The organism is Streptomyces smyrnaeus (assembly GCF_017676345.1).
Lineage (GTDB): Bacteria > Actinomycetota > Actinomycetes > Streptomycetales > Streptomycetaceae > Streptomyces > Streptomyces smyrnaeus.
In genome coordinates this window covers 564,015-579,650 of sequence record NZ_JAFFZM010000001.1, presented here as the reverse complement: position 1 = coordinate 579,650, position 15,636 = coordinate 564,015, and the positions used below count along the sequence as shown (strand labels likewise).

Here is a 15,636-nt window from a genome sequence, read left to right as displayed (position 1 = left end):
CGCGTCGTCCTCGAGAACGAAAGGAGCGCGTACATGCGGCATACGCATGTGCCCAGGGGAATCGATCATGTCGGCGTGACCGTCCCTGATATCGAGAAGGCGACCGATTTCTTCGCCCGGACGCTCGGCGCCGAGCGCCTGTACGACACGCTGCCGCGTGCAAAAGGGCCGAAGGGCGACCAGGAGACCACCCGGCGGCTGGGTGTGCCGCCCGGCACCGCTCAGGTCGCCATGCGCATGCTGCGCCTGCCGCACGGCCCCGGTCTGGAGCTGTTCGAGTTCCGCGGCCCCCGGCAGCGCGAGGCGGCCGTCCCCAGCGATCTGGGCTGGCAGCATCTGGCCTGCTACGTGGAGGATCTGCCCGCCGCGTGCGAGGCGGTCCGCGAGGCGGGCGGGAGCCTGCTCGACGAGCCGCACGACCTGCCCGGCCCCGAGGCCGGGCCGCGCAACCGGTTCGTCTACTGCCGTACGCCCTGGGGCAGCACCCTGGAGCTGCTCACCTACCCCGACCCCATGCCGTACGAGCGCCACACACCGCTACGCCGCTGGCGGCCCTGACCCACGTCCCTGATCCACGGCGGCTGCCGCCTCCCGGCGGGCGCGCAGGCGCTCACGCTGGGGCACCACCGAGTACTTGGGGTCGGCCATGGTGGCCTTCCCCGCGTGGAAGACTCCCAGCCGGGTGCACGCCGACCCGGCGACCAGCGCGGCGCCGCTCAGCGCCGCCAGGGGCCGGCCCCGGCCGCCGAGGAGTGCCCCGCCCAGCGCCCCGGCCGCCGTCAGCACCTCTGCCGACCGCATCAGCCGCCCCGCGAGCCCCGTACGGTAGGCCTCGGCGATCATGCCCAGCCGGGACTCCATCCGGCGCCTGGCTACCGCTTCCAGCCCGGCGCCGAAGAGCGCGGCGTACCGCGTCGGGCGGTTCTCCCGCACGGGTCCGGCCAGCAGTGCCGTTCCGGCCGCGGCGGCGGAGGCCGACCCGGCGAAGACGAAGGGCAGCTCCCGGTAGCCCTCGTGCCAGGCCGGTACGGCCGTGTCGGCGGCCAGCACGGCGGTGTAGGTCGCCACGGCGGGACCGAGCAGGGCCGCGCCCACCGTGGCGGCGTCCCCGGCCCGGGGCAGCACGCCGGCCACATCGCAGACGGCTGCCGCCCCGGTGAGCGGCCCGTAGGCGGCCAGCAGCCAGGAACCCGTACTCATCGGGGAGGTCGGCTTGATGACCCGCAGCATGTTGACGAACCGGGCGGGGCGGCCCAGATCGTGGATGAGCGCCGCGGTGGACGCGGCGATGGCCACCGTGGAGGAGACCTTCATCGCCCGCGCCGTCGCCGGTCGGCCGGTGAGCCGGGCCCCCGCCGCCAGCAGCGATCCGGCGCCGGCGAGCCCGCCGAGGAAGAAGTAGCCGCCGATGTCCAGCGGCTTCCACTCCGGTGTGTTGAGGATGGGCTTGCCGTAGTACGAGGTGAACTCGGCGTCCGGGACGACCGTTCGTTCACCCCGCCGCTTGCGGCGCCGCCTGCCGCCGTCGGGGGCCGCTGTCATCGAAGGTGCCTCCTTCCGTTGGGGCCGCTCGGGCCACCGATCGCTTCGCCGGCCGCGAAGACGGCGGCCAGGCCGCCCAGCAGGGTGAGCGCTGCGGCTCCCGCCCGCTTCCACATCGCGGGCAGGTCCCGTGTCGTCACCACGGGGTCGGGCGGCAGCCCGTAGACCTCGGGCTCGTCCAGGAGGAGGAAGAACGCGCCGTCGCCGCCCACGCCGTCGTCCGGGTCGTGCCCGTACAGCCGCGCGTCCGGGACGCCCGCGCGGTGCAGCTGCTCGACGCGGGCCGCGGCACGCTCGCGCAGCTCCTCCAGCGGACCGAACTGGATCGACTCGGTGGGGCACGCCTTGGCGCAGGCGGGTGTCTGTCCCTCGCCCAGCCGGTCGTAGCACAGCGTGCACTTGAAGGCGCGCCCGTCGTGCGGCCGCTGCTCGATGACGCCGTACGGGCAGGCGGGGACGCAGTACCCGCAGCCGTTGCAGATGTCCTCCTGCACCACGACGGTGCCGAACTCGGTGCGGAAGAGGGAGCCGGTCGGGCACACGTCCAGGCAGGCGGCGTGTGTGCAGTGCTTGCACACGTCCGACGACATCAGCCAGCGCAGCTCGGAGGAGCCGGAGCCCTGTGCGGCCAGGGCGAAGACGTCGGCGCCTTCCTGCTCGCCCTCCGCCTGGTGCTGCTGCTCCGCGCGCTCCACCAGCGGCTTGCTCTGCTCGATGAAGGCGACGTGCCGCCAGGTGGAGGCGCCGAGGCCCTGGGTGTTGTCGTAGCTCATCCCGGTCAGCTCCATCCCGTCCTCCGGGATGGCGTTCCACTCCTTGCAGGCCACCTCGCAGGCCTTGCAGCCGATGCACACCGAGGTGTCGGTGAAGAAGCCGACACGTTCGGTCGCCGTCGCCGTGTCCGGGGTGGTCGCCGTCCGGGCCGGACCCGGTGCGTCGTGGGAGTGGGTCATCCGCGTACCTCCGTACCCGTGCGGTCCGTGACGCCCGCGCGTTCGCGGTAGCTCTCCAGGAGGGTCAGCAGCTCCGGGCCGCGGGGGCGGCGGCCCGGCCTGATGTCGGCCGTCAACGCCTTGACCTCCTGGATGTGCACGTTGGGGTCCAGCGCGATGGCCGTCAGCTCGTTGGCCGCGTCCCCGCGCGCGTAGCCGTTGCGGCCCCAGTGGTAGGGGAGGCCGATCTGGTGCACCTCCCGGCCGCCGGCCCGCAGGGGCCGCATCCGCTCGGTGACCAGCACACGCGCTTCCACGGCGCCCCGGGCGGTGATCACGGTCGCCCAGCCGGTGTGCTCCAGCCCGCGTTCGGCGGCGAGCTGCGGGGAGACCTCGCAGAAGAACTCCGGCTGCAGCTCCGACAGATACGGCGACCAGCGGCTCATGCCCCCCGCGGTGAAGTGTTCGGTGAGCCGGTAGGTCGTCACCACGTACGGGTAGACGTCCGAGCCCGGTTCCCGCCCGCTGGGGTGGTGCGCGTTGGCCGGGTGGGGATGTGCCTCGCGCACGGGATTGCGCTGCTGCCCGGGGTGGAGCGGGTTGTGCACGGGGGAGTCCTGCGGCTCGTAGTGGGTGGGCAGCGGGCCGTCCACCAGCCCCGCGGGAGCGTAGAGCCAGCCCTTGCCGTCACCCTGCATGATGAACGGGTCGATGCCCGAGAGGGCCGCCGGCCCGGTGGCGTCGGCAGCCGGACGGTAGGAGGGCGGCCGGTCGGCGGGGAAGTCGGGGACGTCGTAGCCGCTCCATTTCCCGTTCCCCCGCGCCCCGGCCCTTGCCCCCTCACCCGGTTCGCCGTCTTCGCCGTCCCACCACACCAGCGCCTTGGCCCGGCTCCAAGGGCGGCCGTCCGGGTCGGCGGAGGCGCGGTTGTAGAGGATGCGCCGGTTGTCGGGCCACGACCAGGCCCATTCGGCGGCGATCCAGTCCTGTTCGGTGTGCGGCTTCTTGCGGGCCGCCTGGTTGACGCCGTCCTTGTAGACGCCGCAGTAGATCCAGCAGCCGCAGGAGGTCGAGCCGTCGTCGCGCAGCTGTTGGTAGCGCGAGAGCGGGCTGCCGTCGGCGTGCCGACCGTTGATCTCGGCGAGGACCGCATCGGCGACCGGCTCCTGGAGCGGCCCGTCGACGGGATAGTCCCATGTCAGATCGAGCACCGGGCGGTCGATCGGGTCGGTGGAGCCGCGCAGCTTCTCCCGGATGCGACGCCCCAGGTGGTACATGAACCACAGGTCGCTGCGTGCCTCGCCGTCCGGCTCCTTGGCGGGGTAGTGCCACTGGAGCATCCGGTTGGTGTTGGTGAACGAGCCGGCCTTCTCGGTGTGCGAGGCGGCGGGGAAGAAGAACACCTCGGTGCCGTTCTCCTCGGTGCGCAGTTCGCCGGTCTCCGTCTCCGGGCCGTCCTTCCACCATGTCGCCGACTCGATCAGCGAGAAGTCGCGGACCACCAGCCACTCCAGATTGGCCATGCCCATCCGCTGCATCTTGGCGTTGGCCGAGCCGACGGCCGGGTTCTCGCCCAGCAGGAAGTAGCCCTTGCACTCCCCGGCGAGCTGGGCGAGCACGGTGTCGTACGTGCTGTGCGAGCCGGTGAGCCGGGGGAGGTGGCCGAAGCAGTAGTCGTTCTCGGCGGTGGCGGCCTCGCCCCAGTACGCCTTGAGCAGGCTGACGAGATAGGAGCGCAGCTCGCCCCAGTACCCCTTGTCGGCGCGCATCGCCTCCACGAAGGTGTCCAGATCCTCGTGCTGGTGCGCGTGCGGCATGGGGATGTAGCCGGGCAGCAGGTTGAAGAGGGTGGGGATGTCGCTGGAGCCCTGGATGCTGGCGTGTCCCCGCAGCGCCTGGATTCCGCCACCGGGGCGGCCGATGTTGCCGAGCAGCAGTTGGAGCACGCACGCGGCCCGGATGTACTGTGCGCCGACCGTGTGCTGCGTCCAGCCGACGGCGTACGCGAACGCCGAGGTCCGCTCCCGGCCGGAGTTGTCCACCAGCGTCCGGCACACCGCCTCGAACGTCTCACGCGGGATGCCGCAGGTCTCCTCGACCATCTCGGGCGTGTAGCGCGCGTAGTGCCGCTTGAGGATCTGGTAGACGCAGCGCGGATGTCGCAGGGTGCGGTCGTGTTCCCGGTTCCCGGCCACGGGGGCGCCGCCGGAGCCGTGCGACTCGGGTTTGCCCGCCCCGGCGAGCGTACGGCCCTGCTGGGTGCGCTCCTCGTACAGTGCGTCCCGCTGCCCCGCCGCCGCCTGCACGATGTCGCCCTCGTACTGCCAACTGGCCACGTCGTAGTGGCCGGTCTCCTGGTTGAGTCCGGAGAAGACGCCGGCCAGGTCCTCGGTGTCGCGGAAGTCCTCGCCCACGATGGTCGCGGCGTTGGTGTAGTCCAGAACGTACTCGCGGAAGTCGGCCTCCCGGGTCAGTACGTAGTTGATGATGCCGCCGAGGAAGGCGATGTCGGTGCCGGCCCGGATCGGCACGTGCAGATCCGCCAGCGCACTCGTACGGGTGAAGCGCGGGTCGACGTGGATGATGGTCGCCCCGCGCGCCTTGGCCTCCATCACCCACTGGAAACCGACCGGGTGCGCCTCGGCGAAGTTCGAGCCCTCGATGACGATGCAGTCGGCGTGCTGGAGGTCCTGGAGGAAGGTGGTGGCCCCGCCGCGGCCGAAGGAGGTGCCCAGCCCGGCGACGGTCGAACTGTGGCAGACCCGCGCCTGATTCTCGATCTGCACCACGCCCAGCGCCGTGAACAGCTTTTTGATGAGGTAGTTCTCCTCGTTGTCCAGCGCCGCGCCGCCGAGCGAGGCCAGCCCGAGGGTGCGCTGGACGCGGACGCCGTCCCGCTCGCTCTCCCAAGTCTCGCGTCGGGTGCGCACGACCCGGTCGGCCACCATGTCCATGGCCGTCTCCAGATCCAGCCGCTCCCACTCGGTGCCGTACGGGCGCCGGTAGAGGACCTCATGGCGGCGCGCGTCGCCCGTGGTGAGCTGGAGCGTGGCCGATCCCTTGGGGCAGAGCCTGCCCCTGCTGACCGGTGAGTCCGGGTCGCCCTCGATCTGGACCACCTGTTCGTCCTTGACGTACACCTGCTGGCCGCAGCCGACGGCGCAGTAGGGGCAGATCGACTTGACCACCCGGTCGGCGTCGCCGGTGCGGGACCGCAGCGCGCGGGTGTACGCGGACGAGGCGGCGCCGCCCCGGCCCGTCGGATCGTCCCCGGTCAGCTGCCGGTACACGGGCCATTCGCTCAGCCAGGTGCGTACGCCCATCCCACGTCCTCCTGCACGTACTCGGTGGTCCGGCGGCTCAGGCGGCCTCGCGGGAGCCGTCGAGTGCTTCGAGCAGCTGTTTTCGGCTCATCTTCGAACGGCCCTTGACGCCCCGCTCGGTGGCGCGCTGGTACAGCTCGTCCTTGCTGAGTTCGGTGAGCGCCGGGCCCTTGCGCGGGGTGCTCCTGCCCTTGCCCGCGCCCCGGCCCTTGGACCCGGACCCGGCCTTCGATCCGGACCCGGCCTTCGATCCGGACCCGGCCTTCGATCCGGACCTGCGCCTGGGCTCCGGCTTGCCCGAGCGGGCACGCTCGATGCTGCGGTTGAGGGCTTCGCTGAGGTCGACGACGTTGGTGGCCTCGGGCGGCCCCTCCGCCGGGGTGACTTCCTCGCCGTTGGCCTTGGCCTCGATGAGCGCGCGCACCCGGTCCTCGTAGGTGTCGGTGTACTCCTGGGGCCGGAAGGGGATGCTCATGCTCTCGACCAACTGCTGCGCCGTCTTCAGCTCCTTGCTGCCGGACCGCTCCCGGCTCGGCAGCTCGGGCAGCTCCTCGCGCGGGTCGCGCACCTCGTCGGCCCAGTGCAGGGTGTGCAGCGTCAGCGCCTCCTCGCCGGCCCGCAGCGCCACCAGGTACTCCTTGCTGTGCATCACGAACGTGGCGATACCGGTCTTCTCCGACTCGGCGAGCGCCGCCCGCAGCAACTCGTACGGCTTGCCATACTGGTCGCCGCTGGGGGAGAGGTAGTAGGCGCGCACATAGTGGACCGGGTCGATCTCCGCGGCCTCCACGAATCCGCTGACGTCGATCACCTGGGACTTGCCGGGCGCGATCTCGGCCAGCTCCTCCGGCTCGACGGTGACGTACTCGCCCTCGGCGATCTCGTACCCCTTGACGATGTCGTCGTACTCGACCCGCTTGCCGGTGCGCTCGTTGATCCGCTTGTTGCGCACCCGGTCGTTGGTGCCGCGCTGCAGCTGGTGGAAGTGGGTGGTGTGGTCCTCGGTCGCGGCGTACATCCGCACCGGAACCGTGACCAGCCCGAAGGTGATCACTCCGCTCCAGACCGGACGTGCCATCGCTCCTCCTGCCCTTCCTGCCCCGTTGTGCGTACGAGACGTCACGTGTCCCGCCGACCGCTGCGATCGCGCGCGCACGCGCTCTCACTCTCGCCTCTGGCGCACACGCCCGCATCCGGGAGCCGTGCAAATGCGTCCCGGGTTGCACTCCATGCGCGCCTTACACCTGGGAATTCCGCGGGCCCCGCCGCACCCGGCCGCCCCCTGCCGCGCCCTGCCGCCCCCTGCGCCCCCACGTGCTTCGTACTGGCCCCGCCGAGTGGGAGTCACCGGGCCGGAGGGAGGGAAAGCCGATTACTGAGAGCGCACCATTCCCACACGCTTCGCGCTGCTTGGCGCGCCTGGGCCGGAGAAAGGAGAAGCCGCTCCGGTATGACGACTCACGACCTCTCCGACGTCCCCGCCGCACCCTCCCTGCTGGCGTACGCGCACGAGCGGACCGAACCCGCACTGAGGGAGGCCGTCGGGGCGCTCCAGCCCGAACTGCGGCGCGTCTGCGGCTATCACTTCGGCTGGACCCGCCCGGACGGCAGTCCCACCTACGGCGTCACCCCGGGTCCGTATCCGCACGCGGCGCTCACCCTGCACGCGGCGGGCGCGGGCGAGGCGGAGCGGGACGGCGGGCTGCCCGAAGCCTCCACGGCCGCGGCACTGCCGGGGGCCGCGGCCGTGGAACTGGTCCACAACTGGGCGGCGCTGCACGACGACGTGATGGACGGCGAGGCGCTGCGCCGGGGCCGCTCTGCCGTATGGGCCGTCTACGGCACCGGCTGGGCGGTGCTGGCCGGGGACGCGCTGCTCGGTGCGGCCACCCGCTGTCTGCTGGCGTCCGCGGAGCCGGAGGCGACGGACGGACCCGGGGGCGGGACGTTGGACGTGGAGCCGTCCGGTGCCCGGAGCGCGGAGCCTGCCGGAACCGAGGCGGCCGGGCAGGCGCGCGCCGCCGTACTGCAGATGCTGACCCGCACCACCTCGCGGCTGATCGGCGGCCGTTCGGCCGAGCTGGCTCTGCGGCGCCGGGCCCCGGAGGGGATCAGTGTGGAGGAGTACGCGGCGGTCGCTGCCGCGCGCACCAGTTCACTGCTGGAGTGTGCGCTGGCGGGCGGGGCGCTGCTGGGCGGTGCCGAGGAGCGGGTCGTCGAGGCGCTGAGCCGCGCCGGTCACCATCTGGGCATAGCCGTGCAGGCGGCCCGCGACATCGAGGATCTGTGGTCGGGTACGGGACTGAGCGGACGGCCCGTCATGAGCGGTTTACGGGAGGGCGGCCCGAGCCTGCCGCTGATCGCGGCCCTGCGCGCGGGCAATCCGGCCGCCCGTACGCTCGCCCAGTCGCTGGGCGGCGGCCCGGCCTGCCCACCGCCGCCGGACGAGCTGGCCGACCTCATCGAGAACGCGGGCGGGCGCGCCGCAGCGCACGAGATATCCGCCTGGCAGCTGTCGGAGGCCTACACGCAGTTGGACAAGGCAGCTCTTCCGCCCGCCTCGCACGCCGCACTCCGGGTGCTCTTCCGGCACACCGTCACCCGCGCCTGACCCGGCACGCCGGGGTTCCTGTGGGCCGGGTCCCGTTGCTGACCTGGCCGTTCCCTGCTGCGTTCGGGGCGCCGGGGCCCCGGTAGCAGTGCGCATTCAGCACCGCGTCGAACGATCGACCGGGTGCACCTTGTAGGCCGTTCGGCCTCAGGTGCGGTGTGGCAGCGGGACAACGGGGACGAGTCATCACCAGTCCGTTTATCGGCTTGTATGACTTTCGCGTCCCGGAGGAGCTCCCATGCGCACCAGCCACCCTCCCGCACCCGGCCACGCCGGCCACCGCGCCCGATCCGGGTATCGAGCCGGGGCCCGCAGCCGGAACCGGACCCCCGCCCGGCTGCGGCACGCCACTGCGGCGCTGGCCCTCGCCGCGCTGCTCGGCGGCGTCGCGGGGTGCGGGGAGGCCGGCAGCGGCTCGGGCTCCGGCCGGGACGGCGGCCGAAGCGGGCAGGGCGACGGGCAGCAGGCCGCGCAGGCGCGCGGAGAGCGTGCGGAGCAGGCCCGGCGCGGGTTCTCGCTGTTCGCCACCGGCGACCTGCTCGTCCACGACTCGATCATCCGTCAGGCCCGGGCCGACGCGGGCGGCTCGGGCTACGATTTCGGTCGTATGATCGCCGCCGCCGAGCCACTGGCCAAGAAGGCGGACGTGGCCATCTGCCACATGGAGACCATCTACGGACCCGACGGCGGCCCGTTCACCGGCTATCCCCTCTTCCAGACGCCGCCGCAGCTCGCCCGCTCCGTCAAGGACGCGGGCTACGACTCGTGTTCGACCGGCTCCAACCACACCCTGGACGACAGCGCCGACGGCGTCGGCCGCACCCTGAAGGCGATGGACGCCGTCGGCCTCAAGCATGTGGGGTCCGCCCGGTCGGCCCGGGAGCGCAGCCGGCCCGCGATGCTGCGGGCGGGCGACGCGAAGGTCGCACAGCTCTCCTACACCTACGGGACCAACGGCATCTCCATCCCGGAGAACAAGCCCTGGCTCGTCAACCTGATCGAGCCCGAACGCATCATCCGGGACGCCCGTGCCGCGCGCCGCGCGGGCGCCGACGTGGTGGTGGCCAGTCTGCACTGGGGCACCGAGTGGCAGGAGGACCCCGACGAACTGCAGCGCTCCGTCGCCAAGAAGCTGACCGCCTCCCGCTCCCACGGGCGGCGGGACATCGATCTGATCCTGGGCACCCACGCCCATGTGCCCCAGGCCTACGAGAAGATCAACGGGACCTGGGTCGTCTACGGGATGGGTGACCAGATCGCCGGCAAGATGAACGACCCGCGCGGCAGCATGGGTACGGCGGCCCGCTTCCGCTTCGTCCCCCCGAAGGCGGACGGGAACGAGAAGGACAGCAAGAACAGCAGGAACGACAAGGCCGGTGCGGCCAGTGGGCGGGGCGCCGGTGCCTGGAGGGTGGACAAGGCCCGGTTCACCCCCTTCATGATGAAGACCTCGCCCCGGCACACCCTGATCAACCTCGCGTCGAAGGCGAGCAGAAGCGCGGGCGATCCGGCGCAGGACGAGGCCTACGAGTCCATCCGCAAGGTGGTCTTCAGCCGGGGCGCCAAGGAGGACGGGCTGCGCATGGCCCCCTGACGCGGCATGGCCCCCTGACGCGGCGCGGCGGCGCCGGACCGGAAGAGGCCCGGCGCCGCCGTCGGACCGCCTACTGCGGTCCGGGGAACCGGGGGCCGGCGGCCGGGGTGGCGGCGCGGCGCCGGCCCGCCCGGCTGACGAGGACGGCACCGGCCACCATCAGCAGCCCGACACCCGCCGCGGCGAGGCCGACGGTCAGCGGTGCCGTTTCCATCGGCGGATGCACGGTGGGCTCCACGTCGGCGGGGGAGACCAGCTGCGACCTGCCCTTGTGTTCGGCGGGCGCCGCTCCGTCGGCCGGTGGGTCGGAGACGGCGCGGACGGCCGCCGCCGCGTTCACCACCCCGTGGCCGACGCGGGGGTCGTAGCCGCCCGGCGGGTGCTCGGCGGTCCTGGTGAGGATGGCGCGGACCTGCGAGGGCCTGAGCTCGGGATCCTTGCCGAGCATCAGCGCGACCACACCGGAGGTGAGGGCCGCCGCGGGCGAGGTGCCGTTGACGGGTGCGTAGCCGCCGGTGTTCTTCGCGCTGACGATGCCGACGCCGGGCGCCGCGAGGGTGTTGTACGTCCGCACGGTGGAGAACTCGGCGCGGCTGCCGCCCTGTTGCACGGCGGCGACGGCGATGACACCCGGGTAGCCGGCCGGGTAGGAGGAGTCGTTGAGGACGTCGCCGTCGTTGCCCGCCGAGGCCACCACGGTCACGCCCTTGTAGGCGGCGTGGGCCAGGGCCTTGGTCTCCTCCTCGTTGAAGCTGGATCCGAAGGAGTCGCCGCCCAGCGACATGGAGATGACGTCGGCACCGTGGTCGACCGCGTACTCGATGCCCTGGGCCACCGGGCTGGGGCCGGTCTTCCAGTCGTCGGGGTCGTGCTCCTTCTTGTCGTCGATCACCCGCACCGAGAGGATGTCGGCCTTCGGGGCGACCTTGAGCACGTCCGAGGCCATGGCGGTGCCGTGGCCTCCCCAGCGCGGGTCGCCGGGCCGGAGGCCGTCCTTGAGGAAGTCGGGGCCGGTGGTCACCTTGCCCGCGAGAGCCGGATGGTCCTTCTCGACACCGCTGTCCAGGACGGCGACCTTGACGCCGTCTCCCTGGGTGGTCCGCTGTGCGGAGGACAGGCCGAGGGCCCGCGCTTCCCAACTGGTGGGCGTGTCGGCCCGGGCGGGCGTCGCGGTCGCCGTGCACAGCAGCGGACCCAGCCAGGCGGCGACGACCAGCGTGCCGAGGCGCCGTCGGTTCATGAGGTCTCCTCGAGCAGCAGATCGCCGAGATGCAGGTTCAGATCGTCGGCGAGGGTGGCGGCGGCCTCCCGCCAGGGCATCCGGTCCGACTTGGCGTCCAGTTGCGTCCTGCCCCATTCGCCGGGCAGCCGGCCCGCCTTGCGGCCGTCCACGGAACCGGCACTGACCGCGATGGCGTAGGGCAGCGACGGGCCGCCGACCTGCACGCCGTCCGAGCCGTTGCGGTTGGCGTCCTTCCAGTCGGCGGCGAGGGAGTCCGGCACCGGGAACGTCTTGACGCCGTGGCCGGGGGTGCGCTTGTCCTGCTGCGCGTCGAAGAAGGCGCCCATACCGTCCTCGGGGTCGTCGACCTTCGGCAGGACGATGAGCGCCACGGTGGCGACGAGGTTGCCCGTCGGGTCGGTGTAGGTGGCGCGCAGCACCGCTTTGCAGCCCCGCTTCTTCGCCTCGGCCGCCAGCGCTCCGGTCAGCCCCTCGGCGCAGTCGGTCCGCGGGGATATCCCGAGGCGGTGCCATTCGGCGTTCTTCGGATCGTCGGCACCCGACTGCGAGTCGGTCTTCGGGCCGAGGGTCTTGGGGAAGAGCTTGTCCACCGGCTCGTTGCGCCACATCACCGGGCCGTAGCCGGAGCGGTTGGGAATGTCCTGGTTGGCGTTGGAGACGGTGTGCGCGGTCAGTGCGCCGCCCGCGAGGAGAGCCAGACCGCCGACGATGCCGAGGAAGGCCGTGAGGCAGTTGCGGCCGGTGTTCTTCCTCGGCTGCGGCGGCAGCGGCGTCGCTACCCCGGGCATTCCGGCGCCGGGTGTCGCCGCCGGGTACGCGTGACGGCCGTATTCCGGCGGCGGGGGAGGTGGGCTCGGCTGCTGCCCGGAGCCCCCGGCGCTGCCGGGGGCTCCGGGCGGGCTCGGGTAGGACATGCTCCGGCTCCCTCCTCGGTGTTCGGCACCCGGTGCGCGGGTGCTGAGCAGCGGGGGGAGTCGTCTGCGCACACTCGCTCAACGCGCGGGCCCCCGCCTTTGCGTAGCAGACACTATCGGCCACGTTCGGTGACAAGACGATCGATCCCAAGTCTCGTCTGTGTCACAGAACCGCAGGTCAGAACAGTTCCGGACATACAAGGTCGTTGTGCGCACACACCCTTTCCGGGTGGCTGGAATGCGCCGTGCGGGGCCGCTCGGACGCGCGGGGCCGCTCAGGACCGGGAGGCCGGCTGGAGGGCGTCCGAGCGGTCGTCCCGGTCGTCCCCGTCCGCGTCACCGTCACCGTCTCCGTTGTCGGCGTCGTGGAAGGGGGCCGGGGCCTGTTCGTCCTCGGGCACGGAGATCACCCAGTGGGTGTCCTGCCGCGGCCGCAGATAGAGCGCCCAATAGGCGACCGCGACGAGGATGATGCCGCCGGTGATGGCGAGGCTCTCGGTGCTCTGCTGCCACAGCACCCACAGCAGTACCGCCATCAGCAGCGCGGGGAGCACCGGCCACAGCGGCATCCGCCAGGCGGCGCGGTGCTTGAAGGCGGTACGGCGCGCGGCGAGGGCGCCGAGTGCGACGAAGACGTACATCCCCGCCACGGCCACTCCGGTGACCTCGCTCAGCACACCGAGGTCGACGAAGCACAGCAGCGCACCCGGCACGCCGACCACCAGTGTGGCCACCCACGGGGAGCCGAAGCGCTTGCCGAGCCGGGAGAGGGCGCGGTTGACCGGGGTGGGCCAGGCCGAGTCACGGGCGGAGGCGAAGACGACCCGGGAGTTCTGGATGACCATGACGATCGCCGCGTTGACGATCGCCAGCGCGATGCACAGGCTGATGAACGTACCGACGGCCGAGTTGCTCCACTGCTGCACCATGCCCGCGATGTCGCCACCCGCCAGGGCGTGCAGGTCGGGTGCGCCCAGGGTGATCGCGACGACGGGGACGATGACGACCGCGAACCCGATGGCGAGCGTCCACAGCACGGTGCGGGCGACGGTGCGCCGCGGGTTCTCCATCTCCTCCGCGAGGTACACGGCGGTCGAGAAGCCCTGCAGGATGAACAGCGCGGTGGCCAGCCCGGCGACGATCAGACCGGCCGTGACCGGCGAGGTGTGGCCCTGACCGCCGTCCATGACCGGGTGCACCAGCACCGAGGCGGAGCGCTGGGTGTGGGTGAAGCCCAGGAAGGCGACGATGGCGGCTCCCACGACCTCCAGGGCCAGGAAGACGCCGGTGATCCAGGCGTTGGCCCGCAGGTCCAGCAGGCCCATGGCGGTGGAGAGCAGCATGACGGCGGCGGCTGCGAACTCCGTATCGAGGCGTACCACCGGTGCGAGATAGTCCGCGGTGCCCAACGCGATGATCGGCGGCACGATCATGACAACGATCAGCGACAGGATGAAGACCAGCCAGCCCGCCAGCCGCCCCATCAGGGTGCCGACCATGGCGTACTCACCGCCCGAGCTCGGGATGAGCGTGCCCAGTTCGGAGTAGGCGAACGCGACGCCGATACACAACAGCGCGGCGACGGTGATGGTGAGCGCCGTGCCGGTGCCCAGTGTGCTGAAGGAGTCCGGCACGATCACGAACAGTGATGACGCCGGGGTCAGACAGGACAGGGTGAGCAGCGTGCCGCCCACGACACCGATGGAGCGGGTGAGCTTGGGCTTGCTGTTGTCTTCGAGCGTGTCGGTCATGCTGGTCCGTTCGTACTCTGCGTACTGGGCGGGGAGCGGTATCGCCTCCGGTGGCGCACCGAGCCGTGGTGCGGGGGGTGGTGGTGCCGGAAAACGCGTTCCGGTCCGCGCATACAAGCTGTTGAAGGGAAGCGGAGTCAAGACCTCCATTCAACGGAATCCGTTGCAGGGAAGCCTGTCCGCAGATGTCTTCGTGGTAGAGAGGGGCTTCCGGATGAGGATTTCGCCGGATGAGGAAACCGCAGCCACGTTTTCGAGGTTTTGGCCCCGAGCCCGCCGCTCACGACATCAGACTCACTGCCTGGATCAGCCCCAGGGCGATCACGGAGGCGGCCGAGACGCTCATCGTGACCGTCTTGAGCGCCCCCCGCGTCGTCTGGCCCAGCAGGGCCTGCAGCATCCAGAAGGTGTTGCTGGTGGCGTGGATCGCGAACAGGGAACCCGCACCCGCGGCGAGTGCCACCAGGACCGGCTGCACATCGAGGCTCGGCGCCACCGGGGCGAGGATGCCCGCCGCGGTGATGGCGGAGGTGATGACCGAGCCGATGGCCAGATGCAGGGCGGCGGCGATCAGCCAGACGAGCAGGAGCGGTGCCCAGGTGCTGGAGGCGACGGTCCCCTCCACGATGCCCCCCAGGCCCACCGCCCCCATCACCGCCGCGAGCGACCCGCCCACGCCCCGCAGCACCAGGAACTGGCCGCTCAGCCGGTATCCCTGACCGAAGGCATCACCGACCGTGCCCTTGGGCAGATGGCGGCGCGCGATCAGACAGGCGAGGATCACCCCCGCGAGCAGCCCGGCGACCGGATCGCTGAGGAAGCCGACGAGCGGGGAGCGCCACTCGGCGACCGCGCTGAAGGCACCGGTGGCGATCATCGCCATGGCGAGCAGCAGCGGAGACAGGGAGAGCGCCAGCGGCGGCGGACACAGCGACCCGCGTGCCTGTGCCGGGTTCGTCAGGGCCTGGGCCGACGGGGCGGTCTCCTCCGGCGCTGCCGGGCTCTCGTCGCGCTCGGGCTTCCAGAAGCCGCGCTTGATCAGGGCGCTGAACAGCAGCAGGGTCAGCGTGATGGTCACGGTTGCCAGCGGGAAGCCGTAGAGGAGCATCACGCCCAGCGGGACCTCCAGCAGGCCGGCCAGCGCCAGGGTGCCGACACCGGGCACGGACAGTGTCACACCGACTTCCAGGCCCACCGCCATGGCCACCGCTATCCGCGCCGCCCCGCCCGGCCCGATGCGTACGCCCAGTGAGCGGGCCAGCGGGGCCGTCATCACCAGCAGCACGTCGGTGAAGATGAACTGGAGCCCGGTGCCCAGCAGTACGGCGAAGGAGTAGGGCAGGAACCTGGGGCCCAGGATGCGCAGCAGTAGTGCCATCAGCTTCTCAAGGGCGCCGAGCGCCGACAGCAGCGTGCCCAGCAGTACGCCCAGGACGATGAGCAGACCCACCTTCGCCAGCAGGTCGCCGAAGCCCTGGTTGACCAGTTCCAGGGTGCGTTCGGCGCCGAGGCCGCAGACGATGCCGAGGTAGATCGCACCCAGGACGAGGGCGAGCGCGGGATTGACCTTCGCCTTGAGGATGAGGAAGACCACCGCCGCGATGGCGGTGGCCGTATGGATCAAAGGGACGACATTTCCCATCTCCGTCATCTCCCGCCGGGCTCGTGGCGATGCGTCGGACGCTCCGGCCCCGTGCGTCCGCGGCGGAGTTGAAGGAGCGCGGCA

General features: G+C 71.7%; 11 protein-coding genes. 3 read left to right on the top strand and 8 right to left on the bottom strand.

The features are described 5' to 3' along the window. The first annotated feature begins 33 nt into the window (after positions 1-33). Positions 34-558: a VOC family protein gene (locus JW613_RS02550; RefSeq protein ID WP_209209015.1), complete on the top strand. Its 525-nt coding sequence runs from the start codon at positions 34-36 to the stop codon at positions 556-558. Here the strand turns inward: JW613_RS02550 and nrfD are convergent. Genes nrfD through ku form a run of 4 tightly spaced genes read right to left on the bottom strand, consistent with a single transcriptional unit; the run spans position 538 to position 6,875 of the window. Next, positions 538-1,542 carry an NrfD/PsrC family molybdoenzyme membrane anchor subunit gene (nrfD, locus tag JW613_RS02545; protein ID WP_209209014.1) on the bottom strand — a complete coding sequence of 335 codons (1,005 nt, stop codon included), beginning with the start codon at positions 1,540-1,542 and terminating at the stop codon, positions 538-540. The genes JW613_RS02550 and nrfD overlap by 21 nt on opposite strands. Then, entirely contained in the window at positions 1,539-2,495 is a 957-nt protein-coding gene (locus tag JW613_RS02540) for a 4Fe-4S dicluster domain-containing protein (protein ID WP_245224797.1), read from the bottom strand. Before JW613_RS02540 ends, nrfD begins: the two co-directional genes overlap by 4 nt. Continuing rightward, on the bottom strand, positions 2,492-5,797 hold the full coding sequence (fdh, locus tag JW613_RS02535) for a formate dehydrogenase (protein WP_209209013.1): 3,306 nt from the start codon (positions 5,795-5,797) through the stop codon (positions 2,492-2,494). The genes JW613_RS02540 and fdh overlap by 4 nt, the downstream gene beginning before the upstream one ends. A 37-nt stretch (positions 5,798-5,834) precedes the next feature. Beyond that, complete coding sequence (gene ku, locus JW613_RS02530; RefSeq protein WP_209209012.1) at positions 5,835-6,875, bottom strand: non-homologous end joining protein Ku; 1,041 nt, start codon at positions 6,873-6,875, stop codon at positions 5,835-5,837. A 372-nt stretch (positions 6,876-7,247) separates the two neighbouring features. Between ku and JW613_RS02525 the strand changes: the two genes are divergently transcribed. Further along, positions 7,248-8,408 (top strand): polyprenyl synthetase family protein, encoded by a 1,161-nt coding sequence (locus JW613_RS02525; RefSeq protein WP_209209011.1) that lies wholly within the window; start codon positions 7,248-7,250, stop codon positions 8,406-8,408. Between the two features lie 238 nt (positions 8,409-8,646). Beyond that, entirely contained in the window at positions 8,647-10,002 is a 1,356-nt protein-coding gene (locus JW613_RS02520) for a CapA family protein (protein WP_245224796.1), read from the top strand. 70 nt (positions 10,003-10,072) lie between these two features. Here JW613_RS02520 and JW613_RS02515 read toward each other — a convergent pair whose 3' ends face one another. The 4 genes from JW613_RS02515 to JW613_RS02500 all read right to left on the bottom strand — a co-directional run bounded on the left by JW613_RS02515 (position 10,073) and on the right by JW613_RS02500 (position 15,561). Then, positions 10,073-11,242, bottom strand: coding sequence for a S8 family peptidase (locus JW613_RS02515; protein WP_209209010.1), 1,170 nt, complete (start codon positions 11,240-11,242; stop codon positions 10,073-10,075). Continuing rightward, positions 11,239-12,159, bottom strand: a complete 921-nt coding sequence (locus JW613_RS02510; RefSeq protein ID WP_245224795.1) for a hypothetical protein — start codon at positions 12,157-12,159, stop codon at positions 11,239-11,241. Before JW613_RS02510 ends, JW613_RS02515 begins: the two co-directional genes overlap by 4 nt. Before the next feature lie 275 nt (positions 12,160-12,434). Beyond that, positions 12,435-13,910, bottom strand: coding sequence for an APC family permease (locus JW613_RS02505; protein ID WP_209209009.1), 1,476 nt, complete (start codon positions 13,908-13,910; stop codon positions 12,435-12,437). Between the two features lie 280 nt (positions 13,911-14,190). Beyond that, the gene (locus JW613_RS02500; protein ID WP_245224794.1) at positions 14,191-15,561 is read right to left on the bottom strand and encodes a GntP family permease; all 1,371 of its coding nucleotides are present in this window, start codon (positions 15,559-15,561) and stop codon (positions 14,191-14,193) included. Positions 15,562-15,636: the final 75 nt, after the last annotated feature.

Excerpts from the sequence above, each read along its gene's own strand:
- ku (WP_209209012.1), bottom strand. The coding sequence starts at position 6,875 with ATGGCACGTCCGGTCTGGAGCGGAGTGATCACCTTCGGGCTGGTCACG.
- JW613_RS02510 (WP_245224795.1), bottom strand. The coding sequence starts at position 12,159 with ATGTCCTACCCGAGCCCGCCCGGAGCCCCCGGCAGCGCCGGGGGCTCC.
- JW613_RS02550 (WP_209209015.1), top strand. The coding sequence starts at position 34 with ATGCGGCATACGCATGTGCCCAGGGGAATCGATCATGTCGGCGTGACC.
- JW613_RS02505 (WP_209209009.1), bottom strand. The coding sequence starts at position 13,910 with ATGACCGACACGCTCGAAGACAACAGCAAGCCCAAGCTCACCCGCTCC.
- JW613_RS02540 (WP_245224797.1), bottom strand. The coding sequence starts at position 2,495 with ATGACCCACTCCCACGACGCACCGGGTCCGGCCCGGACGGCGACCACC.
- JW613_RS02520 (WP_245224796.1), top strand. The coding sequence starts at position 8,647 with ATGCGCACCAGCCACCCTCCCGCACCCGGCCACGCCGGCCACCGCGCC.
- fdh (WP_209209013.1), bottom strand. The coding sequence starts at position 5,797 with ATGGGCGTACGCACCTGGCTGAGCGAATGGCCCGTGTACCGGCAGCTG.
- JW613_RS02500 (WP_245224794.1), bottom strand. The coding sequence starts at position 15,561 with ATGACGGAGATGGGAAATGTCGTCCCTTTGATCCATACGGCCACCGCC.
- JW613_RS02515 (WP_209209010.1), bottom strand. The coding sequence starts at position 11,242 with ATGAACCGACGGCGCCTCGGCACGCTGGTCGTCGCCGCCTGGCTGGGT.
- JW613_RS02525 (WP_209209011.1), top strand. The coding sequence starts at position 7,248 with ATGACGACTCACGACCTCTCCGACGTCCCCGCCGCACCCTCCCTGCTG.
- nrfD (WP_209209014.1), bottom strand. The coding sequence starts at position 1,542 with ATGACAGCGGCCCCCGACGGCGGCAGGCGGCGCCGCAAGCGGCGGGGT.